This is a genomic window from Streptomyces sp. NPDC104371 (genome assembly GCF_055583785.1).
The window spans coordinates 102,380-126,252 of sequence record NZ_JBVJNF010000013.1; the positions used below are offsets into that span (position 1 = coordinate 102,380).

At 69.8% G+C, this 23,873-nt stretch carries 21 protein-coding genes; 17 read left to right on the forward strand and 4 right to left on the reverse strand.

The window, feature by feature from the left end; all coding sequences use genetic code 11:
- Positions 1-4: 4 nt before the first annotated feature.
- Both ACZ60T_RS30830 and ACZ60T_RS30835 read right to left on the reverse strand, forming a co-directional pair.
- Positions 5-337, reverse strand: coding sequence for a PASTA domain-containing protein (locus ACZ60T_RS30830; protein WP_469668914.1), 333 nt, complete (start codon positions 335-337; stop codon positions 5-7).
- A 94-nt stretch (positions 338-431) separates the two neighbouring features.
- The gene (locus tag ACZ60T_RS30835) at positions 432-935 is read right to left on the reverse strand and encodes a GNAT family N-acetyltransferase (RefSeq protein ID WP_469668915.1); all 504 of its coding nucleotides are present in this window, start codon (positions 933-935) and stop codon (positions 432-434) included.
- Positions 936-1,129: 194 nt separating this feature from the next.
- On the opposite strand from ACZ60T_RS30835, the gene ACZ60T_RS30840 reads away from it, so the two are divergent.
- A complete protein-coding gene (locus ACZ60T_RS30840) occupies positions 1,130-2,419 on the forward strand; it encodes a geranylgeranyl reductase family protein (protein ID WP_365632204.1) in 1,290 nt (429 codons plus the stop codon).
- A 20-nt stretch (positions 2,420-2,439) separates the two neighbouring features.
- Here the strand turns inward: ACZ60T_RS30840 and def are convergent, their stop codons facing one another.
- Positions 2,440-3,078 (reverse strand): peptide deformylase, encoded by a 639-nt coding sequence (gene def, locus ACZ60T_RS30845; RefSeq protein ID WP_469668916.1) that lies wholly within the window; start codon positions 3,076-3,078, stop codon positions 2,440-2,442.
- A gap of 86 nt (positions 3,079-3,164) precedes the next feature.
- Here def and ACZ60T_RS30850 point away from each other — a divergent pair, with 86 nt between their 5' ends.
- Positions 3,165-3,680, forward strand: a complete 516-nt coding sequence (locus tag ACZ60T_RS30850; RefSeq protein WP_469668918.1) for an ArsR family transcriptional regulator — start codon at positions 3,165-3,167, stop codon at positions 3,678-3,680.
- 115 nt (positions 3,681-3,795) lie between these two features.
- Here ACZ60T_RS30850 and ACZ60T_RS30855 read toward each other — a convergent pair whose 3' ends face one another.
- Positions 3,796-4,644: a C40 family peptidase gene (locus ACZ60T_RS30855; protein ID WP_365632213.1), complete on the reverse strand. Its 849-nt coding sequence runs from the start codon at positions 4,642-4,644 to the stop codon at positions 3,796-3,798.
- A gap of 796 nt (positions 4,645-5,440) precedes the next feature.
- Between ACZ60T_RS30855 and ACZ60T_RS30860 the strand changes: the two genes are divergently transcribed.
- The 15 genes from ACZ60T_RS30860 to recQ all read left to right on the forward strand — a co-directional run bounded on the left by ACZ60T_RS30860 (position 5,441) and on the right by recQ (position 23,660).
- A complete protein-coding gene (locus ACZ60T_RS30860; RefSeq protein ID WP_252424455.1) occupies positions 5,441-5,800 on the forward strand; it encodes an NADH-quinone oxidoreductase subunit A in 360 nt (119 codons plus the stop codon).
- 13 nt (positions 5,801-5,813) lie between these two features.
- Entirely contained in the window at positions 5,814-6,368 is a 555-nt protein-coding gene (locus ACZ60T_RS30865; protein WP_365632215.1) for a NuoB/complex I 20 kDa subunit family protein, read from the forward strand.
- Positions 6,365-7,156: an NADH-quinone oxidoreductase subunit C gene (locus ACZ60T_RS30870; RefSeq protein WP_365632218.1), complete on the forward strand. Its 792-nt coding sequence runs from the start codon at positions 6,365-6,367 to the stop codon at positions 7,154-7,156. The genes ACZ60T_RS30865 and ACZ60T_RS30870 overlap by 4 nt, the downstream gene beginning before the upstream one ends.
- Positions 7,153-8,484, forward strand: a complete 1,332-nt coding sequence (locus ACZ60T_RS30875) for an NADH-quinone oxidoreductase subunit D (RefSeq protein WP_365632221.1) — start codon at positions 7,153-7,155, stop codon at positions 8,482-8,484. Before ACZ60T_RS30870 ends, ACZ60T_RS30875 begins: the two co-directional genes overlap by 4 nt.
- A complete protein-coding gene (nuoE, locus tag ACZ60T_RS30880; RefSeq protein WP_469668919.1) occupies positions 8,481-9,371 on the forward strand; it encodes an NADH-quinone oxidoreductase subunit NuoE in 891 nt (296 codons plus the stop codon). Before ACZ60T_RS30875 ends, nuoE begins: the two co-directional genes overlap by 4 nt.
- Positions 9,371-10,750, forward strand: coding sequence for an NADH-quinone oxidoreductase subunit NuoF (gene nuoF, locus ACZ60T_RS30885; RefSeq protein WP_469668920.1), 1,380 nt, complete (start codon positions 9,371-9,373; stop codon positions 10,748-10,750). Before nuoE ends, nuoF begins: the two co-directional genes overlap by 1 nt.
- Entirely contained in the window at positions 10,747-13,251 is a 2,505-nt protein-coding gene (locus tag ACZ60T_RS30890; protein WP_469668921.1) for an NADH-quinone oxidoreductase subunit G, read from the forward strand. Before nuoF ends, ACZ60T_RS30890 begins: the two co-directional genes overlap by 4 nt.
- On the forward strand, positions 13,248-14,615 hold the full coding sequence (gene nuoH / locus ACZ60T_RS30895) for an NADH-quinone oxidoreductase subunit NuoH (protein WP_469668922.1): 1,368 nt from the start codon (positions 13,248-13,250) through the stop codon (positions 14,613-14,615). The genes ACZ60T_RS30890 and nuoH overlap by 4 nt, the downstream gene beginning before the upstream one ends.
- Positions 14,616-14,622: 7 nt before the next feature.
- Entirely contained in the window at positions 14,623-15,246 is a 624-nt protein-coding gene (gene nuoI, locus ACZ60T_RS30900; RefSeq protein WP_365632533.1) for an NADH-quinone oxidoreductase subunit NuoI, read from the forward strand.
- A complete protein-coding gene (locus tag ACZ60T_RS30905) occupies positions 15,243-16,082 on the forward strand; it encodes an NADH-quinone oxidoreductase subunit J (protein WP_365632235.1) in 840 nt (279 codons plus the stop codon). The genes nuoI and ACZ60T_RS30905 overlap by 4 nt, the downstream gene beginning before the upstream one ends.
- Positions 16,079-16,378: an NADH-quinone oxidoreductase subunit NuoK gene (nuoK, locus tag ACZ60T_RS30910; protein WP_252424471.1), complete on the forward strand. Its 300-nt coding sequence runs from the start codon at positions 16,079-16,081 to the stop codon at positions 16,376-16,378. Before ACZ60T_RS30905 ends, nuoK begins: the two co-directional genes overlap by 4 nt.
- Before the next feature lie 14 nt (positions 16,379-16,392).
- Positions 16,393-18,288 (forward strand): NADH-quinone oxidoreductase subunit L, encoded by a 1,896-nt coding sequence (nuoL, locus tag ACZ60T_RS30915; protein WP_469668923.1) that lies wholly within the window; start codon positions 16,393-16,395, stop codon positions 18,286-18,288.
- A gap of 5 nt (positions 18,289-18,293) precedes the next feature.
- Positions 18,294-19,865, forward strand: a complete 1,572-nt coding sequence (locus tag ACZ60T_RS30920) for an NADH-quinone oxidoreductase subunit M (protein ID WP_365632241.1) — start codon at positions 18,294-18,296, stop codon at positions 19,863-19,865.
- Positions 19,862-21,511 carry an NADH-quinone oxidoreductase subunit NuoN gene (nuoN, locus tag ACZ60T_RS30925; protein WP_365632244.1) on the forward strand — a complete coding sequence of 550 codons (1,650 nt, stop codon included), beginning with the start codon at positions 19,862-19,864 and terminating at the stop codon, positions 21,509-21,511. The genes ACZ60T_RS30920 and nuoN overlap by 4 nt, the downstream gene beginning before the upstream one ends.
- A 160-nt stretch (positions 21,512-21,671) precedes the next feature.
- Positions 21,672-23,660: a DNA helicase RecQ gene (gene recQ, locus ACZ60T_RS30930; RefSeq protein WP_469668924.1), complete on the forward strand. Its 1,989-nt coding sequence runs from the start codon at positions 21,672-21,674 to the stop codon at positions 23,658-23,660.
- The last annotated feature ends 213 nt before the right edge of the window (positions 23,661-23,873 follow it).

The following is a 23,873-nucleotide window of genomic DNA, read 5'->3' on the forward strand; positions in this document are numbered from 1 at the left end:
GGTCTCAGCCGGTCAACTTGCCCGCGGGCTCGTCCAGTTCGCGGAGGAGTCCGCCCGGCGGCCGGGCAGGCAGGCGGGGTTCGCGCACCCCCGCGCCTCCGCCGCCCTCGCCCTCACCGAGGTCGAACCACACGGTGATCGCGGCACCCCGGGGCACCTCGGTGCCGGGCGGCGGGTACTGACGGACGACGTGGTCGACGACCGTGCGGTGGAAGTCCGGCCGGTCCGGCGCGGCCAGCAGGACGCCCTGCCGCGCGGCGGCCTCGCGCGCGTCCACCGCCATCAGGCCGACCAGCCGCGGCACACGCACTTCGGGTGTCTTGGGTGGTATACGCACAGATGTCACCCCCAGCGATACCCGGAAGGGTAACCGGCCGAGGGTGTCACCCGGAAGCGCTCTGTGTCGTTCTGTGGCAATCAACTACCCAGTGTCACAACGTGAGTCGGTAGCAGTGCCCCTCCCGCCCGTCGGGGGTCGTGAACACCTCGGCGAGGCTCATGCCGAGGCGCTGGGTGACCGCGATCGAGCGGGTGTTGCGGGCGTCGACCATGGCCACCACGCTGCTCACGCCCGCCGCCCGTACCCGCTCCAGCGTGGCGAGCGCGGCGGCGGTGACGTACCCCTTGCCCCAGTGCTCGCGGCCGAGCCGCCAGCCGATCTCGATCTCGCCCTTCGGGCCCCACTCGCGCGGCCAGGGCTGCGCGCCCGTGAACCCCATGGCCGCGCCCGACTCGTCGAGGACGGTCCACAGGCAGAAGCCCAGTTCGGCGTCGTGCCGGCGCTGGCGCGCCGTCAGTTCCTCGTAGACGGACAGCTCGGCGGCCCGGCCGCCGTGGAACTCCATGACCTCGGGGTCGGCGAAGACCCGGTGCCAGGCGACGGCGTCCTCGTCGGTGGGAACGCGCAGCCGTACATCGGGGAGTGCTCGGTTCACGGGAGACAGCCCTTCAGCCAGGAGATCGGTACCGCTGAATAGACTGCCCATGTCCAGCGCCCGTCAGCACGCCCTTTTCGTCGCGGATTTCACAGTGGATCTCCCCATGGATCCCGCCGTGGATCTCGCGGCGGTCGCCGCTGACACCGCCGCTGGCGCCGTCCGTACCGTCGAGTCCTGTGGAGAACCCCGCCGTGACCGAACCCCAGCCCCTTACCGAACACAGCGCCGATGTGATCGTCGTCGGGGCCGGGCCAGCCGGTTCCACCACCGCGTACTACCTGGCCAAGGCCGGGCTCGACGTCCTGCTCCTGGAGAAGACCGCGTTCCCGCGCGAGAAGGTGTGCGGCGACGGCCTCACCCCCCGCGCGGTCAAGCAGCTCGTGGCGATGGGCATCGACATCTCCGAGGAGGCCGGCTGGCTGCGCAACAAGGGTCTGCGCATCGTCGGCGGCGGCGTACGGCTCCAGCTCGACTGGCCGGATCTCGCCTCGTACCCGGACTACGGCCTGGTCCGCAAGCGCGACGACTTCGACGAGCAACTGGCCCGCCAGGCGCAGAAGGCGGGCGCGCGCCTGTACGAGCGCTGCAACGTGGGCGCGCCGATCGTCGACGACCGCACCGGCCGGATCACCGGCGTCCACGCCAAGCTGGGCGAGGAGAAGCGCGAAGTCACCTTCCACGCGCCGCTGGTGGTGGCCGCGGACGGCAACTCCTCGCGGCTGTCGCTGGCGATGGGACTGCACCGCCGCGAGGACCGCCCGATGGGCGTCGCGGTCCGTACGTACTTCACCTCCCCGCGCCACGAGGACGACTACCTGGAGTCCTGGCTGGAGCTGTGGGACCGGCGCGGCGGCCAGGAGCGGCTGCTGCCCGGCTACGGCTGGATCTTCGGCATGGGGGACGGCACCAGCAACGTCGGCCTCGGTGTCCTCAACACCTCGGCGTCCTTCAAGGAGCTGGACTGGCGCGAGGTCCTCAAGGCCTGGTGCGCCTCGATGCCCGAGGACTGGGGGTACACGCCGGAGAACATGACCTGCCCGATCCGCGGCGCCGCGCTGCCCATGGCCTTCAACCGCCAGCCGCACTACACGAAGGGCCTGCTGCTCGTCGGTGACGCGGGCGGCCTGGTCAACCCCTTCAACGGCGAGGGCATCGCCTACGCCATGGAGTCCGGCCAGCTCGCCGCGGACGTCATCGTGCAGGCGGTGGCGCGCGCGACCCCGGCCCAGCGCGAACTGGCCCTGCGGAACTACCCGAAGATCCTCAAGGACACCTACGGCGGCTACTACACGCTGGGCCGCGCCTTCGTGAAGCTCATCGGCAACCCGAAGGTCATGAAGATCGCCACGGAGCGGGGCCTGACGCATCCGCTGCTGATGAAGTTCACGCTGAAGCTGCTGGCCAACCTGACGGACCCGACGGGCGGGGACGCGATGGACCGGGTGATCAACGGTCTGTCGAAGGTGGCCCCGAAGGCGTGAGGCCCGGGGGCGGAGCGGTCCTACGGAGTGCTCAGCTCCGCCTCCTTCGCCGCGCGTCGCGCGCACACCTCCTCGCGACGGTCCGCCATCTGCCGGAGCGCGTCCTTGCGGTCGCGCTTGGACAGCCGGTCCAGGTACACGTGCCCGTGCAGATGGTCCGTCTCGTGCAGGAGGCAGCGGGCGAAGTAGCCCCTGCCCTCCAGGACGAGCGGTACGCCGTCCTTGTCGCGGCCCCGGACCACGGCACGGTCGGGCCGCGGCACCTCCCGTGTGGCGCCGGGCACGGACAGGCAGCCCTCGGCCTCGTCGAGGAGGCGGCGGCCCGTGGTGTCCGGTTCGTCCACCACGGGGTTGACGATGTGGCCGACATGGCGGTCGCCGTACTCGTCGGCGCAGTCGTAGACGAAGAGGCGGAGGTCCACGCCCACCTGGTTCGCGGCGAGCCCGCAGCCGTCGGCCACGTACATCATCAGGAACATGTCGTCGATGAGCGCGGCCAGCTCCGGGGAGCCGAACTCCGCGGCGGTGACCTCCCGGCAGGGCCGGCGCAGCACCGCCTCGCCCACCTCGGTGATCCGTCGTACGGCGCCGCGCCGCGCCTCCGGTGCCGCCGCGGGGTACGCGTCGACGGGCTTCCCTTGCACGAACACGGTGGGCATCGCTGCTCCTCGCTGCCGCTCGGCCGCTTGTCAGTGGCTTTGCAAAGTAGCAGACTTTGCAAAGCGCCCCTAGATCTGGAGCCAGTGTGACCGAAGACGATGTGAGCCGGCCGCCCGAGACCGTGCTCCCCGAGCACGAGGTCCGTACCGCCCTGCTGGCGCTGCTCGCCGAGGTGGGCACCGTCACCGCCACGGAGGCCGCCGCCCGGCTCGGCCACAGCTCCGGCCTGTGCTCGTTCCATCTGCGTCAGCTCGCCCGGTACGGACGCATCGAGGAGGTGCCGGTCAGCCGCGGACGGGCCAAGCCGTGGCGGCTGCGGGGACAGGCACCCGAACCCGCGGGGTTCAAGGACCTCGCGCGTGGCCTGGAGGACGAGAGCTACCAGCAGTGGCTCGCGCAGAAGGAGCAAGCCCCCGAGGAGTGGCGGCGGGACGAGGCGTTCAGCGCCGTCGTCTATCTGACGCCGGAGGAGATGGGGACCGTCGCGGACATCATGCGCCGCGCGCTCACCCGCTACGAGGACCGTGAACAGCGGCCCACCATCAGGCCGGAGGGGGCCCGGCCCGTCGCCGTGGTGACGCGCGTGTTCCCGCTGGTCTGAATGCGCGCGTCCGCGGCGGTGCGGGTGACGGCGCGTCAACGTCCGAAGGGCCGCCGCACCGATCGGTGCGGCGGCCCTCATGGGGAACGCGGAATGCCTGGCGGAGCCGCTGTGTTCAGAGCACGCGGACGGCGCCGGACGGCGGGTCGTACGACAGGGGCTTCTCGACGACGCCGCTGGACGGGTTCTGCGCGCCGACGAACATGCCGTCGCCGACGTACACCGCGACGTGGTACGCGCTGCCCGCGCCGCCCCAGTAAAGGATGTCGCCCGGCTGGAGGTTGCTCAGCGAGACCTGCGTACCGGCGGTCGACTGGTTCTGCGAGACGCGCGGCAGGTCCACGCCGACCTGCTTGAACGCGGCCTGGACGAGGCCGGAGCAGTCCCAGGAGTTGGGACCGGTGCCGCCGGAGACGTAGGCGTCGCCGAGCTGCGCCTTGACGAAGGCGATGACCGTGGCGGCCGAACCGGTGCCGGTGGAGCTGCTGTTCACCGTGGTGGACGAGACGCTCGTGGAGGCGCTGACCGGCGCGGCGTCGGTGAGGACGGTGCGCTCGGTGCCGCGCGAGGCGGCGAGCTCGGCCTTGCGGTCGGCCTCCGCCTTGCGCTCGGCTTCGGCCTTCTTCTTGGCCTCCGCCGCCTTCTTCTTGGCCTTGGCGAGGTTCGCCTCGGCCTGCTTCGCGGCCTTCGAGACGGCCGCGTCGCGTTCGGCCTGCAACTGGTAGGTGGCGGCGACCTGCTGGGTGGTCTCCGCGGACTGGGCGGCCTGCGCGGCCAGGTCGGCCGTGAGGGTGGGCAGTTCGAGGGTCTGCGTCACCGGCTCGGCTGCGTAGGCAGAGGCCGACGAGCCTGCGACGGCCAGGGTGCCGAGGACGCCACCGGCAACTCCGGCCCGCATCGCGAGAGAAGACGCGCTGCGGTTGCGGGGCTTCCGGTGGCTACGTATGTGAGCGGTGTGGGACATGGCTACTAGCGGTATCAGGGGCCCGTCCGTCGCTTCAAGAAACGTGGCCTGCGCCACAGTTGCCCGATCGCACCTGCGAACCCCGGGCGTGTCGGCCTTTATTGACGCCGTAACGGGCAAACCGGACAGTGATGATCATGCCTGTGATCATGGGTTATCGCTGTTACGTCCGAATTGCCCCGCGCCTACCACTCGTCACCATGAGTGGCCAACCCCGCTTTATGTCGACCACACGTCCGTGTGGCGGAGGTCACGGAACGGTCACTGCGACGAGTGCGTCTCGCGTGCGACGGCCGCCCGCGTCTCACGCGCTCTCCCGCTCGCGGTGATCGCTCGCGCGCTCGCGAGGGTGCGGCCCGCTCGTGAACGCGTGCACGTGTCCACTTACGTCCTCACTCCTCCCCCTGATGTGTGAACGCATCCCATTATCAAGGGATCCGACCCGAAGCCAATTTGCCCTGGACGATCTCTTCTTGATATTGGCAAGGCGGCCTCTACCAGCGAGAACGATCGAAATTGTCACCTCTTGGTGATCACTTGACTGCTTCGCGTACGAAGATCACTGCTCATCCGACTTCATGATCCTTCGTCGGGTGGTGAAGATCACAAAGTACGTAGTGACCCCCGTGTCGCAGATCACATGCGGCCGGGCATAGGATGCGGGGCAGTTGGGCTTGTGACCTGCTTCACATGTTAGCGATCTTCGTTGGGGCGAGCGGGGCTCGTGGGACAGGTGGGGCGGCTGTGGCTCAACCAACCGCCAGCAGTCAGTGCCGACTGAGAGGAGCGAGGAGCGGTGAACGCGTATGCGCCCATCCTCGTACTGGGAGCCCTCGGGGCAGGCTTTGCGATCTTCTCCGTGGTCATGGCCACGATGATCGGTCCGAAGCGGTACAACCGGGCCAAGCTCGAGGCCTACGAGTGCGGTATCGAGCCGACCCCCACGCCGGCCGGTGGCGGGCGCTTCCCCATCAAGTACTACCTGACGGCGATGCTCTTCATCGTCTTCGACATCGAGATCGTCTTCCTCTACCCGTGGGCCGTCACCTTCGACGCCCTCGGGATCTTCGGGCTCGTGGAGATGTTGCTCTTCGTGCTCACCGTCTTCGTCGCGTACGCGTACGTATGGCGGCGCGGCGGCCTGGAATGGGACTGAGGGGCTATACGTCATGGGACTCGAAGAAAAGCTGCCGAGCGGATTCCTTCTGACGACCGTGGAGCAGGCCGCGGGCTGGGTGCGCAAGTCGTCGGTGTTCCCGGCGACCTTCGGACTCGCCTGCTGCGCCATCGAGATGATGACCACCGGCGCCGGCCGCTACGACCTGGCGCGCTTCGGTATGGAGGTCTTCCGGGGATCGCCGCGCCAGGCGGACCTGATGATCGTCGCGGGCCGGGTCAGCCAGAAGATGGCGCCGGTCCTGAGGCAGGTCTATGACCAGATGCCCGCTCCCAAGTGGGTGATCTCGATGGGAGTCTGCGCCTCCTCGGGCGGCATGTTCAACAACTACGCGATTGTCCAGGGCGTCGACCACATCGTCCCCGTCGACATCTATCTGCCCGGCTGCCCGCCGCGCCCGGAGATGCTGATGGACGCGATCCTCAAGCTCCATCAGAAGATCCAGAGCTCCAAGCTCGGAGTCAACGCCGAGGAAGCGGCCCGCGAGGCGGAGGAAGCGGCACTCAAGGCGCTCCCGACGATCGAGATGAAGGGGCTGCTGCGATGAGCGACCCGAAGAGCAACGGCGCGAACACCCCGCGCAACGGCGCGAACGGGGCCGCCGCGAACGGCAACGGCGTCAATCCCGAGAAGGACCTCGGTACGTCCAACCTCCCCGGGATGCGCGGCGATCACGGCGAGCAGATCCGCGTCCAGCGCGGCATGTTCGGCGCCAACAACGGCGGGGACACCTCCGGTTACGGCGGTCTGGTCCGCCCCGTGCGGCTGCCGGGCCCGGCCACCCGCCCCTACGGCGGCTGGTTCGACGAGGTCGCCGACGAACTCGAGGGCGCGCTGGAGGAACAGGGCATCGTCCCCGGCAACGCGCTGGAGAAGACCGTCGTCGACCGCGGTGAGCTGACCTTCCACATCGAGCGCGAGTACCTCGTCGCCGTCGCCCAGATCCTGCGCGACGACCCGGCGCTCCGCTTCGAACTGTGCACGGGCGTGAGCGGAGTGCACTACCCCGGCGACAAGGGCCGGGAGCTGCACGCCGTCTACCATCTGCGGTCGATCACGCACAACCGGTTGATCCGGCTGGAGGTCAGCGCCCCCGACGCCGATCCGCACGTCCCCTCGCTCGTCGCCGTCTACCCCACCAACGACTGGCACGAGCGCGAGACCTACGACTTCTTCGGTCTGGTCTTCGACGGTCACCCGGCCCTGACGCGGATCATGATGCCCGACGACTGGCAGGGCCATCCGCAGCGCAAGGACTACCCCCTCGGCGGCATCCCCGTCGAGTACAAGGGCGCCCAGATCCCGGCTCCGGACCAGCGGAGGTCGTACTCATGAGCACACAGACACCGTCCTCCGCGTCGTCGCGCGAGACCACCGAAGGCACCGTCTACACGGTCACCGGTGGTGACTGGGACGAGGTCGTCCAGTCCGCGGCCCGCGCCGACGACGAGCGCATCATCGTCAACATGGGTCCGCAGCACCCCTCCACGCACGGTGTGCTCCGGCTCATCCTGGAGATCGAGGGCGAGACCGTCACCGAGGCCCGCTGCGGCATCGGCTATCTCCACACCGGTATCGAGAAGAACCTCGAATACCGCACGTGGACACAGGGCACGACGTTCGTGACGCGCATGGACTACCTCACGTCGTTCTTCAACGAGACGGCGTACTGCCTCGGCGTCGAGAAGCTGCTCGGCATCGAGGACCAGGTCCCGGACCGCGCCACGCTCATCCGCGTGCTCCTGATGGAGTTGAACCGGCTCTCCTCCCACCTGGTGTGCATCGCCACCGGCGGCATGGAGCTGGGCGCCACCACGATCATGATCTACGGCTTCCGCGACCGGGAGATGATCCTCGACCTCTACGAGCTGATCACCGGGCTGCGGATGAACCACGCCTTCATCCGCCCCGGCGGACTCGCCCAGGACCTGCCGCCCGGCGCGGTGGACCAGATCCGCGCGTTCGTCAAGAAGATGAAGAAGAACCTCCCGGAGTACGACAAGCTCGCCACCGGGAACCCCATCTTCAAGGGCCGTATGCAGGACATCGGCTATCTCGACCTGGCCGGCTGCATGGCCCTCGGCGCGACGGGCCCGATCCTGCGCGCGGCGGGCCTGCCGCACGACCTGCGCAAGACACAGCCGTACTGCGGTTACGAGACGTTCGACTTCGACATCCCGACCGCCGACACCTGCGACTCCTACGGCCGCTTCCTCATCCGCCTCGAGGAGATGCGCCAGTCGCTCAGGATCGTCGAGCAGTGCCTGGACCGGCTCCAGCCCGGCCCGGTCATGGTCGCCGACAAGAAGATCGCCTGGCCCGCCCAACTGGCCCTGGGCCCGGACGGACTCGGCAACTCGCTCGACCACATCAAGAAGATCATGGGCACCTCCATGGAGGCCCTGATCCACCACTTCAAGCTGGTGACCGAGGGGTTCCGCGTCCCGCCGGGACAGGCGTACGCGGCCGTCGAGTCACCCAAGGGCGAACTCGGCGCGCACGTCGTCTCCGACGGCGGCACCCGCCCCTACCGGGTCCACTTCCGCGACCCGTCCTTCACCAACCTTCAGGCCATGGCGGCGATGTGCGAGGGCGGCCAGGTCGCCGACGTGATCGTCGCCGTCGCGTCCATCGACCCCGTGATGGGAGGCGTCGACCGGTGACCACCAGTTCTTCGGAGCGCGGCGTCGGCCTGGGCATGCCCCAACTGCCCGCACCGGACTACCCGGACGACGTCCGAGCCCGACTCGAAGCAGACGCGCGCGAGATCATCGGGCGCTACCCGGACTCGCGATCCGCCCTTCTGCCGATGCTGCACCTCGTGCAGTCGGAGGAGGGCCATGTCACCCGCACCGGGATGCGGTTCTGCGCGGACCTGCTGGAGCTGACCACGGCCGAGGTCGCCGCGGTCGCCACCTTCTACACCATGTACCGCCGCAAGCCGTCCGGCGACTACCAGGTGGGCGTCTGCACCAACACGCTGTGCGCCGTGATGGGCGGCGACGCGATCTTCGCCGCTCTCCAGGAGCACCTGGGCGTCGGCAACGACGAGACCACCGCCGACGGCAAGGTCACCCTGGAGCACATCGAGTGCAACGCGGCCTGCGACTTCGCACCGGTCGTGATGGTCAACTGGGAGTTCTTCGACAACCAGACACCGGAGAGCGCCAAGCGCCTGGTGGACGACCTGCGCGCGGGCCGCCAGGTCGACCCCACCCGCGGCGCCCCCCTGTGCACGTTCAAGGAGACGGCCCGGATGCTGGCCGGCTTCCCCGACGAACGGGACGGAGCCGTCGACGCGACCGGCGGGGCGGGACCGGCCTCGCTGGTCGGACTGCGGCTGGCCAAGGGGGACACCGCCGCGGCGCGCGTGGTGCACCCGCGCGACGGCGGGCCGCAGGACGAACCGCAGGACGCGGCGCCGCACGAGCCGTCACCGGCCGAGCACCTCAGCTCCCACGACGCGCCCCAGGAGACCTCGGCCTCCGACCCTGACCACCCGTCACCCGCTTCCGAGTCGGACGGGCCCGTCGACGAGGAGGGGCAGTGATGACCTTGGCACCCGAGAACGGCACCCCCCGCCCGAGCGGATTCGAGGGTGGATCGGACAGCCCCGAGAAGCTGCTCGTACCCGTCCTGTCGGCCTTCTGGGACGAGGAGAAGTCCTGGACGCTGGACGTCTACCGGCGGCACGAGGGATACGAGGGGCTCCGCAAGGCGCTCGCCATGTCGCCGGACGACGTGATCGCGTACGTCAAGGACTCCGGGCTGCGCGGCCGGGGCGGCGCCGGGTTCCCCACCGGGATGAAGTGGCAGTTCATTCCCCAGGGAGACGGCAAGCCTCACTATCTTGTTGTCAACGCCGACGAGTCGGAGCCCGGAACGTGCAAGGACATTCCGCTCCTCTTCGCGAACCCGCACAGCCTCATCGAGGGCATCGTCATCGCGTGCTACGCCATCAGGTCGTCGCATGCCTTCATCTATCTGCGGGGTGAAGTCGTCCCCGTACTGCGGCGGTTGCACTCGGCCGTCCGCGAGGCCTACGCGGCGGGCTACCTCAGCGAGAACATCCTGGGCAGCGGACTCGATCTCGAACTCACCGTGCACGCGGGCGCGGGCGCGTACATCTGCGGTGAGGAGACCGCGCTGCTCGACTCGCTCGAAGGCCGCCGTGGCCAACCGCGGTTGCGTCCCCCCTTCCCTGCCGTCGCGGGCCTCTACGCGTGCCCCACTGTGGTGAACAACGTCGAGTCCATCGCTTCGGTTCCCACGATCCTGAACCGGGGCAAGGAATGGTTCCGCTCGATGGGCAGCGAGAAGTCCCCGGGCTTCACGCTGTACTCGCTCAGCGGCCATGTCGCGAGCCCCGGACAGTACGAGGCCCCGCTCGGCATCACCCTGCGTCAACTGCTCGACATGAGCGGCGGGATGCGGCCCGGCCACCGGCTGAAGTTCTGGACCCCGGGCGGCTCCTCGACCCCGATGTTCACCGAGGAACACCTCGATGTCCCGCTGGACTACGAGGGCGTGGGCGCCGCCGGTTCCATGCTCGGCACCAAGGCCCTGCAGTGCTTCGACGAGACGACCTGCGTGGTCCGCGCCGTCACCCGCTGGACCGAGTTCTACGCCCATGAGTCCTGCGGCAAGTGCACACCCTGCCGCGAAGGGACGTACTGGCTCGTGCAGTTGCTGCGGGACATCGAGGCGGGCAAGGGCGCGATGGCCGACCTCGACAAGCTCGCCGACATCGCCGACAACATCAACGGCAAGTCCTTCTGCGCCCTCGGCGACGGCGCCGCCTCACCGATCTTCTCCTCCCTCAAGTACTTCCGCGCGGAGTACGAGGAGCACATCACGGGCCGGGGCTGCCCCTTCGACCCGGCCACATCCACGGCCTGGGCGGACAAGCCCGCGGAGGTGAACGCATGACCATGGCGACCAACGCTCCCGCCGGGGGCGGTCAGGCGGCCCTCCCGCCGGAGGACCTCATCACCCTGACGATCGACGGCATCGAGATCAGCGTGCCCAAGGGCACCCTGGTCATCCGCGCCGCCGAACAGCTCGGCATCGAGGTCCCCCGCTTCTGCGACCACCCCCTGCTCGACCCGGTCGGCGCCTGCCGACAGTGCATCGTCGAGGTCGAGGGACAGCGCAAGCCCATGGCGTCCTGCACGATCACGTGCACGGACGGCATGGTGGTGCGCACCCAGCTCACCTCGCCCGTCGCCGAGAAGGCCCAGAAGGGTGTGATGGAGCTGCTGCTCATCAACCACCCGCTGGACTGCCCGGTCTGCGACAAGGGCGGCGAGTGCCCGCTGCAGAACCAGGCCATGTCGCACGGCCACGCCGAGTCCCGCTTCGAGGGCAGGAAGCGCACCTACGAGAAGCCCGTCGCGATCTCCACGCAGGTCCTGCTCGACCGCGAACGGTGCGTGCTGTGCGCGCGCTGCACCCGGTTCTCCAACCAGATCGCGGGCGACCCGATGATCGAACTGCTCGAACGGGGCGCGCTCCAGCAGGTCGGCACCGGCGAGGGCGACCCCTTCGAGTCGTACTTCTCCGGGAACACCATCCAGATCTGCCCGGTCGGCGCGCTCACCTCGGCGGCCTACCGCTTCCGCTCCCGCCCCTTCGACCTCGTCTCGTCGCCGTCCGTGTGCGAGCACTGCTCCGGCGGCTGTGCCACCCGCACCGACCACCGCCGCGGCAAGGTCATGCGGCGCCTGGCCGCCGACGACCCCGAGGTCAACGAGGAGTGGATCTGCGACAAGGGGCGGTTCGCCTTCCGCTACGCGCAGCTCAGGGACCGGCTCGACCGGCCGCTGGTGCGCCGCGAGTCCGGCGAGCTGGAGCCCGCGTCCTGGCCGGAGGCGCTGCGGATCGCGGCCGACGGCCTGCTGGCCGCGCGCGGCCGGGCCGGGGTGCTGACCGGCGGACGGCTCACCGTCGAGGACGCCTACGCGTACAGCAAGTTCGCGCGCGTGGCGCTCGACACCAACGACATCGACTTCCGCGCGCGTGTGCACAGCGGCGAGGAGGCCCACTTCCTGGCCGCCCGGGTCGCCGGGCGCGGCCGTGACCTCGACGGATCGGGTGCCACGTACACCTCCTTGGAGAAGGCCCCCGCCGTCCTGCTCGTCGGCATCGAGGCCGAGGAGGAGGCGCCCGGAGTCTTCCTCCGGCTGCGCAAGGCCTCGCGCCGACACGGCCAGCGGGTGTTCTCGCTCGCCCCGTACGCCACCCGGGGCCTGACGAAGACGGGCGGCACGCTGCTGCCCGCCGCGCCCGGCACCGAGACCGAGTGGCTGGACGCGCTGGCGGGCGGCACGGGCCTCGGCGAGGACGGCGCGCGGGCCGCCGAGGCGCTGCGCGCCGAGGGCGCGGTCATCGTCGTCGGGGAACGCCTCGCCGGTGTGGCGGGCGCGCTCACCGCCGCCGTACGGGCCGCGACGGCGACCGGCGCCGAGCTGGTGTGGATCCCGCGCCGGGCGGGGGAGCGCGGTGCCCTGGAGGCGGGCGCGCTGCCCGCGCTGCTGCCGGGCGGGCGTCCGGCCACGCACCCGCGCGCGCGGGACGAGGTCGCCGCCGCCTGGGGCCTCGCCGCGCTCCCGCAGCCCTACGGCCGTGACACGGCCGGGATCGTCGAGGCCGCGGCCGGTGGCGAGCTGCGGGCCCTGGTGGTCGCCGGGGTGGACGTCGCCGACCTGCCCGACCCGGCACGCGCGCGTGCCGCGCTCGGTGCGGTGGACTTCCTGGTCTCGCTCGAACTGCGCCCCGGCGAGGTCACCGCGCACGCGGACGTGGTGCTGCCGGTCGCGGCGGTCGCCGAGAAGGCCGGCACCTTCCTCGACTGGGAGGGCAGGGCCCGCCCCTTCGAGGCCGCGCTCAAGCCCGACCAGATGACCCGCCCCCTGGCCCCCACCGACACGCGCGTGCTGCACATGCTCGCCGACGCGATGGACTGCCATCTGGGGCTGCCCGATCTGCACACCGCGCGTACGGAGCTGGACCGGCTCGGCGCCTGGGACGGACCGCGGGCCGACGACCCGCGCGGGACCTCCGGTCCGCTGCCGCGCCCGCTCGCCGGGGAGGCCGTGCTCGCCGGGCACCGGCTGCTGCTCGACCGGGGCCGTCTCCAGGAGGGCGACGACGCGCTCGCCGGTACCCGGCACGCCGCGCACGCGCGCGTGTCGGCCGCCACCGCCGCCGAGGCAGGTGTCAAGGACGGCGACCCGCTGACCGTGACCGGCCCGCGCGGAACCGTCGAACTCCCGCTGCGGATCACGGAGATGCCCGACCGCGTGGTCTGGCTCCCGATGAACTCCACCGGTGGCGGCGTCACCTCCGACACGGGTGCGCTGCCCGGGGGCCTCGTCCGTATCGGTCCGTCCGCGTCCGCCGCCGAAGCCACCGAGGAGGCGAAGGCATGAGCCCGTACCTCGCCGCTGAAGACCTCTCCATGTTCGGCCACGATCCGTGGTGGCTGATCCTGCTCAAGGCGGTCTTCTGCTTCGCCTTCCTGATGGTGACCGTGCTGTTCTCCATCGTCTGGGAACGCAAGGTGGTCGCCTGGATGCAGTTGCGCGTCGGCCCCAACCGGCACGGCCCCTGGGGCATGCTCCAGTCGCTCGCCGACGGCGTGAAGCTGATGCTCAAGGAAGACATCATCGTCAAGCGCGCCGACAAGGCCGTCTACGTCCTCGCGCCGATCGTCGCGGCCATCCCGGCCTTCATGGCGATCGCGGTGATCCCCTTCGGGCCCGCGGGCAACGAGATCTCGATCTTCGGCCACCGTACGACGATGCAGCTCACCGACCTGCCGATCGCGCTGCTCTACATCCTCGCGGTCGCCTCGGTCGGCATCTACGGGATCGTCCTCGCGGGCTGGAGCTCCGGATCCACCTATCCGCTCCTCGGCGGTCTGCGCTCCTGCGCGCAGATGATCTCGTACGAGATCGCCATGGGCGCCGCCTTCGCCTCCGTGTTCCTCTACTCGGGGTCCATGTCGACGTCGACGATCGTCGAGCAGCAGAGCGACCGCTGGTACATCGTGCTGCTGCCGGTCTCCTTCCTGATCTACATCGTGACGATGGTCGGCGAGACCAACCGCGCCCCCTTCGACATGCCGGAGTCCGAGGGCGACCTGGTCGGCGGCTTCAACACCGAGTACTCCTCGATCAAGTTCGCGCTGTTCATGCTCGCCGAGTACGTGAACATGGTGACGGTCTCGGCCGTGTCGACCACGCTCTTCCTGGGCGGCTGGCGGGCCCCGTGGCCGATCAGCACCTTCTGGGAGGGCGCGAACCACGGCTGGTGGCCGCTGCTCTGGTTCGTCATCAAGGTCCAGTTGCTGCTGTTCTTCTTCATCTGGCTGCGCGGCACGCTTCCGCGCGTCCGCTACGACCAGTTGATGAAGCTCGGCTGGAAGGTCCTCATCCCGGTCTCCGTGGTCTGGCTGATGCTCGTCGCGTCCGTGCGGGCGCTGCGCAACGAGAACTACGGCTTCACCGACGTGCTCCTGTACGTCGGCGGCGGCGTCCTCGCGGTGCTGCTGCTGTCGTTGGTCATCGACATGTTCCGCGGCGCGAAGGCCAAGGAGGCCGAGCGGTCCACCGAGGAGCCCGCCGCCTTCGACCCGATGGCGGGCGGCTTCCCCGTACCCCCACTGCCCGGACAGGCGCTTCCGCCGGTCCCGCGGCGCCGCTCGCGACGGGAGCGGGAGCTGATTGTCAGTGGTGGGTCGGACACTGTCAGTGACGGAACGTCGGAGGGAAAGGAGGCGTCCGATGGCTGAGAGTCCGATGGCCGAGGAGCCCAAGGAGACCAAGCCCGGTTTCCAGAACCCCGTGGCCGGCTTCGGCGTGACCTTCAGGGCCATGTTCAAGAAGCGGCTCACCGAGCAGTACCCCGAACAGAAGAAGACCACGGCGCCGCGGTTCCACGGCCGGCACCAGCTCAACCGTCATCCGGACGGCCTGGAGAAGTGCGTCGGCTGCGAGCTGTGCGCCTGGGCCTGCCCCGCCGACGCGATCTACGTGGAGGGCGCGGACAACACGGACGAGGAGCGCTACTCCCCGGGCGAGCGGTACGGCCGCGTGTACCAGATCAACTACGCGCGCTGCATCCTGTGCGGCCTGTGCATCGAGGCGTGCCCCACCCGCGCGCTGACGATGACGAACGAGTTCGAGCTGGCGGACTCCAGCCGCGCCAACCTCATCTACACCAAGGAGCAGTTGCTCGCCGGGCTCGAGGAGGGCATGGTCGACACCCCCCACGCCCTCTACCCCGGGACGGACGAACAGGACTACTACCGGGGCCTGGTGACCGAGGCCGCGCCCGGTACGGAGCGTCAGGTCGCCGTCTCCAAGGGGGAGCAGCCGGCGGGCGCTTCGGGCGCGGCCGAAGGACAGGGGGCCGACGCGTGACCACACAGCTCGCCGCCTACACCACCTCCACCGGTGAGGCCTTCCAGTTCTGGGTCCTCGCCACGGTGGCGGTGATCGGCGCCCTGTGCACCGTCTTCATGAAGAAGGCCGTGCACAGCGCGCTCTGCCTGGCCGGGACCATGATCGTCCTGGCGGTGTTCTACCTCGCCAACGGCGCCTACTTCCTCGGCATCGTGCAGATCGTCGTCTACACCGGCGCGATCATGATGCTGTTCCTGTTCGTGGTGATGCTGGTCGGCGTCACCGCGGCCGACTCCCTGCGCGAGACCATCAAGGGCCAGCGCTGGCTGGCCCTGCTGTGCGGAGTCGGCTTCACCGTCCTGCTGTTCGCGGGGATCGCCAACGCGTCCCTGAAGGACTTCGCCGGTCTCGGCACGGCGAACGCCCACGGCAATGTGCAGGGCCTGGCCGCCCTCATCTTCACCAAGTACGTGTTCGCCTTCGAACTCACCGGCGCGCTGCTCATCACGGCCGCAGTCGGCGCCATGGTGCTCACCCACCGCGAGCGCACCGAGCGCGCCCGGACCCAGCGCGAGCTGGCCGAACAGCGCGTACGGGAAGGCGCGCAGGTGCCGCCGCTGCCCGCGCCCGGTGTCTACGCCCGGCACAACGCGGTGGACATCGCGGGCCTCCTCCCCGACGGCACGCCGTCCGAGCTGACCGTCAACAGGACGCTGCGGGACCGCGGTCAGATCCGTGACGTCTCCGACCAGGCCCTGAGCGATCTCAAGGCCCTGGAACAGCGCGCCACCGAGCGCCTGGAGCGGGCGAAGCCCGAGCCGACGCGCAAGCGGACCGAGGAGGCGTCGAAGTGAACCCGGTCAACTACCTCTATCTCTCCGCCCTGTTGTTCACGATCGGCGCGACCGGCGTGCTGATCCGGCGGAACGCGATCGTGCTGTTCATGTGCATCGAGCTGATGCTCAACGCCTGCAATCTCGCGTTCGTCACCTTCTCCCGGATGCACGGCAGTCTCGACGGCCAGATCATCGCCTTCTTCACGATGGTCGTCGCCGCCGCGGAGGTCGTGGTCGGGCTCGCGATCATCGTGTCGCTGTTCCGTACCCGCCACTCGGCCTCGGTCGACGACGCCAGCCTGATGAAGCTGTGAGGGGTCGCTGAATCGTGGAGAACCTGATTGCGCTGCTCATCGCGGCGCCCCTGCTCGGAGCGGCCGTCCTGCTGTGCGGCGGCCGACGGCTGGACGCGATCGGCCACTGGCTCGGTACGGTCCTGGCCGGTGCCTCCTTCGTCCTCGGCGTCGTCCTCTTCACCGACATGCTCGGCAAGGCCACCGACGCCCGCACGGTGACCCAGCATCTGTTCAGCTGGATCCCGGTGGCCGGCTTCCAGGCCGATGTCACCTTCCGGCTCGACCAGTTGTCGATGACGTTCGTCCTGCTGATCACCGGCGTCGGCTCGCTCATCCACCTGTACTCGGTCGGGTACATGGAGCACGACGAGCGCCGCCGCCGCTTCTTCGGCTATCTGAACCTGTTCCTCGCGGCGATGCTGCTGCTCGTCCTCGCCGACAACTACCTCCTGCTGTACGTCGGTTGGGAAGGCGTCGGGCTCGCCTCGTATCTGCTGATCGGCTTCTGGCAGCACAAGCCCAGCGCGGCCACCGCCGCGAAGAAGGCGTTCCTCGTCAACCGCGTCGGCGACATGGGCCTGTCCATCGCGATCATGCTGATGTTCACGACGTTCGGGACCTTCGCCTTCGGGCCGGTCCTCGACAGCGCGGACAAGGTGGGCGAGGGCAGGCTCACCGCCATCGGCCTGATGCTGCTGCTCGCCGCGTGCGGCAAGTCCGCCCAGGTGCCGTTGCAGTCCTGGCTCGGGGACGCCATGGAGGGCCCGACCCCGGTCTCGGCCCTCATCCACGCCGCGACCATGGTGACCGCGGGCGTCTATCTGATCGTGCGCTCCGGCGCCATCTTCAACGCGGCGCCCGACGCGCAGTTGGTCGTCACGGTGGTCGGCGCGGTCACGCTCCTGTTCGGTGCGATCGTCGGTTGTGCGAAGGACGACATCAAGAAGGCGCTGGCCGGCTCGACCATGTCGCAGATCGGCTACATGGTGCTCGCCGCGGGCCTCGGCCCCATCGGCTACGTCTTCGCGATCATGCACCTGGTGACGCACGGCTTCTTCAAGGCCGGGCTGTTCCTCGGCGCCGGTTCCGTCATGCACGGCATGAACGACGAGGTCGACATGCGACGGTACGGCGGCCTGCGGGCGTACATGCCGGTCACCTTCGTGACCTTCGGCCTCGGCTATCTCGCCATCGTCGGCTTCCCTGGCCTGTCCGGCTTCTTCTCCAAGGACAAGATCATCGAGGCGGCGTTCGCCAAGGGCGGCGCCGAGGGCTGGATCCTCGGCGGCGCAGCCCTGCTGGGCGCGGCCATCACGGCGTACTACATGACGCGCGTGATGATCATGACGTTCTTCGGTGAGAAGCGCTGGCAGCCGGACGAGCAGGGCAACGAGCCCCACCCGCACGAGTCGCCCGGGGTCATGACGATCCCGATGATCGTGCTCGCCGTCGGGTCGGTGTTCGCGGGCGGGTTCTTCTCGCTCGGCGACCGCTTCCTGCACTGGCTGGAGCCGGTCACCGGCCATGCGGAGGGCAACTCCCCGGTCAGCGCCATGACGGTCACGGTCGCCACGCTGGTGCTGCTCGTCGTGGGTGCCGGTATCGCCTACGCCCAGTACGGCCGCCGTCCCGTCCCGGCCGTGGCCCCGCGGGGCTCGCTGCTCACCCGGGCCGCCCGCCGTGACCTTCTCCAGGACGACTTCAACCACGTCGTCCTCGTCCGCGGTGGAGAGCACCTCACGCGCTCCCTGGTGTATGTCGACCACACGCTGGTCGACGGTGTCGTCAACGGCACGGCGGCCTCGGTCGGCGGCCTGTCCGGACGGCTCCGCCGACTCCAGAACGGCTTCGCGCGGTCGTACGCGGTCTCGATGTTCGGCGGCGCGGCGGTGCTCGTCGCCCTGACCCTGCTGATGAGGGCGGTCTGATAGCGATGTCCTTTCCTCTGCTGACAGCGACGGCGGTGCTCCCGGCGGTGGGGGCGGTCGCCACGGCCGCCGTACCGGCCGCGCGGCGCACCACCGCCAAGTGGCTGGCGCTGCTCGTCTCGCTCGCCACCTTCGTCCTCGCGGCGGTGATCGCGGTCCGCTTCGAGCCGGGCGGCGCCCGCTACCAGCTCACCGAGTCCCATGCCTGGATCAAGGACTTCGGGGTGCGGTACGAGCTGGGGGTGGACGGCATCGGGGTGGCGCTCGTCGCCCTGACCGCGCTGCTCATCCCGTTCGTGATCCTGGCGGGCTGGCACGACGCCGACCCACTGGAGACCGGGAGTCGGCGCTGGCGGCCGACCCAGGGCTTCTTCGCCCTGATCCTGGCCGTCGAGGCGATGGTGATCCTCTCCTTCGAGGCCACCGACGTCTTCCTCTTCTACATCTTCTTCGAGGCCATGCTCATCCCGATGTACTTCCTCATCGGAGGCTTCGGGGACCGCGCCCACGAGCACGGCGAGCAGGCCGCGGCCACGCAACGGTCGTACGCGGCCGTGAAGTTCCTCCTCTACAACCTGGCCGGCGGTCTGATCATGCTGGCCGCGGTGATCGGCCTGTACACACAGGCGGGGAACTTCTCGCTGCCGGAGATCGCGCAGGCGCGGGCGAACGGCTCGCTGCACCTGGCGACCAGCACCGAACGCTGGCTGTTCCTCGGCTTCTTCTTCGCCTTCGCGGTGAAGGCCCCCCTGTGGCCGCTGCACACCTGGCTGCCCAACGCCATGGGTGAGGCCACCGCCCCGGTCGCCGTGCTGATCACGGCGGTCGTCGACAAGGTGGGCACGTTCGCGATGCTCCGCTTCTGCCTCCAGCTCTTCCCGGAGGCGAGCAAGTGGGCGACGCCCGCCATCCTCGTCCTGGCGCTCATCAGCATCCTCTACGGGGCGCTGCTCGCGGTCGGCCAGCGGGACATCAAGCGGCTGGTGGCGTACGCGTCGATCTCGCACTTCGGCTTCATCATCCTGGGCATCTTCGCGATGACCAGCCAGGGCCAGTCCGGCGCGACGCTCTACATGGTCAACCACGGGATCTCGACCGCCGCCCTGATGCTGGTGGCGGGCTTCCTGATCTCGCGCCGCGGTTCGCGACTGATCGCGGACTACGGCGGCGTGCAGAAGGTCGCGCCGGTCCTGGCCGGGACGTTCCTGATCGGCGGCCTGGCCACGCTGTCGCTGCCCGGCCTCGCGCCGTTCGTCAGTGAGTTCCTCGTCCTGGTCGGCACGTTCACGCGGCATCCGGCGATCGGCATCATCGCCACCTTCGGCATCGTGCTGGCCGCGCTCTACGTTCTCGTCCTCTACCAGCGGACGATGACGGGCCCGGTGAAGGCGGAGGTCGCCCGGATGCCGGACCTGCGCGTGCGTGAACTCGCGGTGGTCGCCCCGCTGATCGCGTTGCTGATCTTCCTCGGCGTCTATCCGAAGCCGCTCACCGACATCGTCAACCCGGCGGTGCGACAGACCATGTCCGACGTACACCAGACCGATCCTCAGCCCGAGGTGGAGGCGGCCAAGTGAGCACAGTAGTCGTCCACAGCCTGTGGACAACCGCGGCCGACCCGATCACGAAGTTCCAGGCTCCGAAGATCGAATACGCCCAATTGTCGCCGACGCTGATCGTCATCGGTGCCGCGCTCGTCGGGGTGCTGATCGAGGCGTTCGTGCCCCGCAAGTCCCGTTACTACGCCCAGGTGTTCATCTCCGTCGTCGCGCTCGCCGCCGCGTTCGCCGCGGTGGTGGCGCTCGCGTCGGGCGGGTACGGCACCACGAAGGCGCATATCGCCGCGATGGGCGCCCTCGCGGTCGACGGACCGGCTCTGTTCCTCCAGGGGACGATCCTGCTGGCCGGACTGTTCGGCGTGTTCACCTTCGCCGAGCGGCGCCTCGACCCTGCGGCGCACGGCAACCGGGTCGACTCCTTCGCCGCGCAGGCCGCGTCCGTGCCCGGCAGCGACAGCGAGAAGGCCGCCGTGAAGGCCGGGTTCACGACGACGGAGGCGTTCCCGCTGCTGCTGTTCGCGGTCGGCGGCATGCTCGTCTTCCCCTCGGCCAACGACCTGCTGACCCTCTTCGTGGCCCTGGAGGTCTTCTCGCTGCCGCTGTACCTGCTGTGCGCCCTGGCCCGACGCAAGCGGCTCATGTCGCAGGAGGCCGCGGTCAAGTACTTCCTGCTCGGCGCGTTCGCCTCCGCGTTCACGCTGTTCGGCATCGCGCTGCTGTACGGGTACGCGGGCTCGGTGTCGTACGCGACCATCGCCCAGGTCGTCGACGGCACGGTGACGAACGTCGACCCGGCCCTCGCCAACACCATGGGCAACGACGTGCTGCTGCTCATCGGCGCCGCGATGATCGTGATGGGGCTGCTGTTCAAGGTGGGCGCGGTGCCGTTCCACATGTGGACGCCGGACGTGTACCAGGGCGCGCCGACCCCGGTGACCGGCTTCATGGCGGCGGCGACCAAGGTGGCGGCGTTCGGCGCGCTGCTGCGGCTGCTGTACGTGGTCCTGCCGGGCCTGCGCTGGGACTGGCGGCCGGTGATGTGGGCCGTCGCGATCGTCACGATGCTGGGCGGCGCGATCGTCGCGATCACGCAGACCGACATCAAGCGACTGCTGGCGTACTCGTCGATCGCGCACGCCGGATTCATCCTCGCGGGTGTCATCGCGACCACCCGCAGCGGTGTGTCCTCGGTGCTGTTCTATCTGGCCGCGTACTCGTTCGTGACGATCGGCGCCTTCGCCGTCGTGACCCTGGTCCGTGACGCGGGCGGCGAGGCGACCCATCTGTCCAAGTGGGCCGGGCTCGGACGCAGGTCCCCGCTGGTGGCGGCCGTGTTCGCGGTGTTCCTGCTGGCCTTCGCGGGCATCCCGCTGACGTCCGGCTTCGCCGGGAAGTTCGCGGTGTTCAAGGCGGCGGCCGAGGGCGGGGCGATCCCGCTGGTCGTGATCGGTGTGATCTCGTCGGCGGTCGCCGCGTTCTTCTACATCCGCGTGATCGTCCTGATGTTCTTCAGCGAACCGAACCCCGAGGGCCCGACGGTGGCGGTCCCGTCCCCGCTGACCCTGACGGCGATCGGCGCGGGCGTGGCGGTCACGCTGGTCCTGGGCGTGGCCCCGCAGTACTTCCTGAACCTGGCGAACCAGGCAAGCGTCTTCGTCCGCTGACCCCGGCCCCACCCACGGTGGCCCGGCACCCGCTCGGGGGGTGCCGGGCCACCGTGCTTGACCACGCAGGGGCGAGCGGGCTGTGGATAACTTCGGGGCTGTCGGCGCGGGCGCCTATCGTGGACGCAGTGGTCGAGGGACGACATGCGGGGGACGTGCGATGGACGGGACGAGTGTGATGACCGAGGTGGGTGTGGCGCCGGAGGCGTACGGCGGGAGCGAGGCGCTGGCCACGCTGCACCGGGTCTTCGGGTACGAGGCCTTCCGCGGTGAGCAGGAAGCGATCATCGAGCATGTGGTGGCCGGTGGTGACGCCGTCGTCCTCATGCCGACCGGTGGCGGCAAGTCCCTCTGCTACCAGATCCCGGCCCTGGTCAGGCCCGGTACGGGCGTGGTGGTCTCGCCGCTGATCGCCCTGATGCAGGACCAGGTGGACGCGCTGCGGGCGCTCGGTGTGCGCGCCGGGTTCGTGAACTCCACGCAGGACTTCGACGAGCGGCGCGTGGTCGAGGCCGAGTTCCTGGCGGGCGAGCTGGACCTGCTCTATCTGGCCCCCGAGCGGCTGCGCCTGGAGTCCACCCTCGACCTGCTCTCGCGCGGCAAGATCTCCCTCTTCGCGATCGACGAGGCGCACTGCGTCTCGCAGTGGGGCCACGACTTCCGCCCCGACTACCTGGCCCTGTCCCTGCTGGGCGAGCGCTGGCCGGACGTCCCCCGGATCGCGCTCACGGCCACCGCGACGCACGCGACGCATCAGGAGATCACCCAGCGGCTGAACATCCCGTCGGCCCGCCACTTCGTCGCGAGCTTCGACCGGCCCAACATCCAGTACCGGATCGTGTCGAAGGCCGACCCCAAGAAGCAGCTCCTGTCGTTCCTGCGCGAGGAGCACGCGGGCGACGCGGGCATCGTGTACTGCCTCTCGCGGAACTCGGTGGAGAAGACCGCGGAGTTCCTCACCCGCAACGGCGTCGAGGCCGTGCCGTACCACGCGGGCCTGGACGCGGGCACGCGCGCGGCGCACCAGTCCCGCTTCCTCCGCGAGGACGGCCTGGTCGTGGTCGCGACCATCGCGTTCGGCATGGGTATCGACAAGCCGGACGTACGGTTCGTCGCCCACCTCGACCTGCCGAAGTCCGTCGAGGGCTACTACCAGGAGACGGGCCGCGCGGGCCGCGACGGACAGCCGTCCACGGCCTGGATGGCGTACGGGCTCAACGACGTCATACAGCAGCGCAAGCTGATCCAGTCCGGGGAGGGCGACGAGGCGTTCCGCCGCAGGTCCCAGGGGCATCTGGACGCGATGCTGGCGCTGTGCGAGACGGTCCACTGCCGCCGCGGCCAGTTGCTCGCCTACTTCGGCCAGGACGCCGAGGCGGGCGCCTGCGGCAACTGCGACACCTGCCTGGTCCCGCCCGACACCTGGGACGGCACGATCGCGGCGCAGAAGGTGCTGTCCACGGTGTGGCGGCTCGACCGGGAGCGGCGGCAGAAGTTCGGTGCCGTGCAGATCGTCGACATCCTGCTGGGTCGGCGCACGGCCAAGGTCATCCAGTTCGACCACGACCAGCTCTCCGTGTTCGGTATCGGCGAGGAGCTGACCGAGGGCGAATGGCGGGGCGTCGTGCGGCAGTTGCTCGCTCAGGGGCTGCTCGCCGTCGAGGGCGAGTACGGGACGCTGGTGCTGACCGAGGCGAGCGGGGAGGTGCTGGGGCGCAAGCGCGAGGTGCCGTTGCGCAAGGAGCCGAAGAAGCCGGCCGCGTCCCGGTCGTCGGGGACCGCGCGGTCGGACCGCAAGCCGAGGACGGCCGCCGCCGAGCTGCCCCCGGAGCTGGCCCCCGCCTTCGAGGCCCTGCGTGCCTGGCGCGCCGAACAGGCCCGTGAGCAGGGCGTGCCCGCCTACGTCATCTTCCACGACGCCACGCTCCGGGAGATCGTCACGGTGTGGCCGTCGACGGTGGCGGAGCTGGGCGGAGTCGGCGGCGTGGGCGAGAAGAAGCTGGCGACGTACGGGGAGGGCGTGCTCGGGGTACTGAAGTCACTGAGCGGCACCCCCGACACGGCCACCCCGGCCCCCGACGACTGGCCACAGGAGGAGCCGGAGCCGGAAGACCACGAGGGGCCGGAGGACTGGGCGGCGGGGATATAGCCGACCGGGGGCGCACGGAGGGTCCACCGGGGGTGCCGGATCCGCCGGGCATGTGAGGCGTGGACCATGACACCCGGCCCGCCCGGCTGTCCTGTCGACGGTCGGCAGGTGGTGTGCCCCACACCTGAGTGACGAGGCGCCGGGGCCTTCGCCGGGTGGCCACGCGGTGGCAGTGCTGCCACCGCGTGCGGCGGGCGCGTGGCCGTCCCGCTC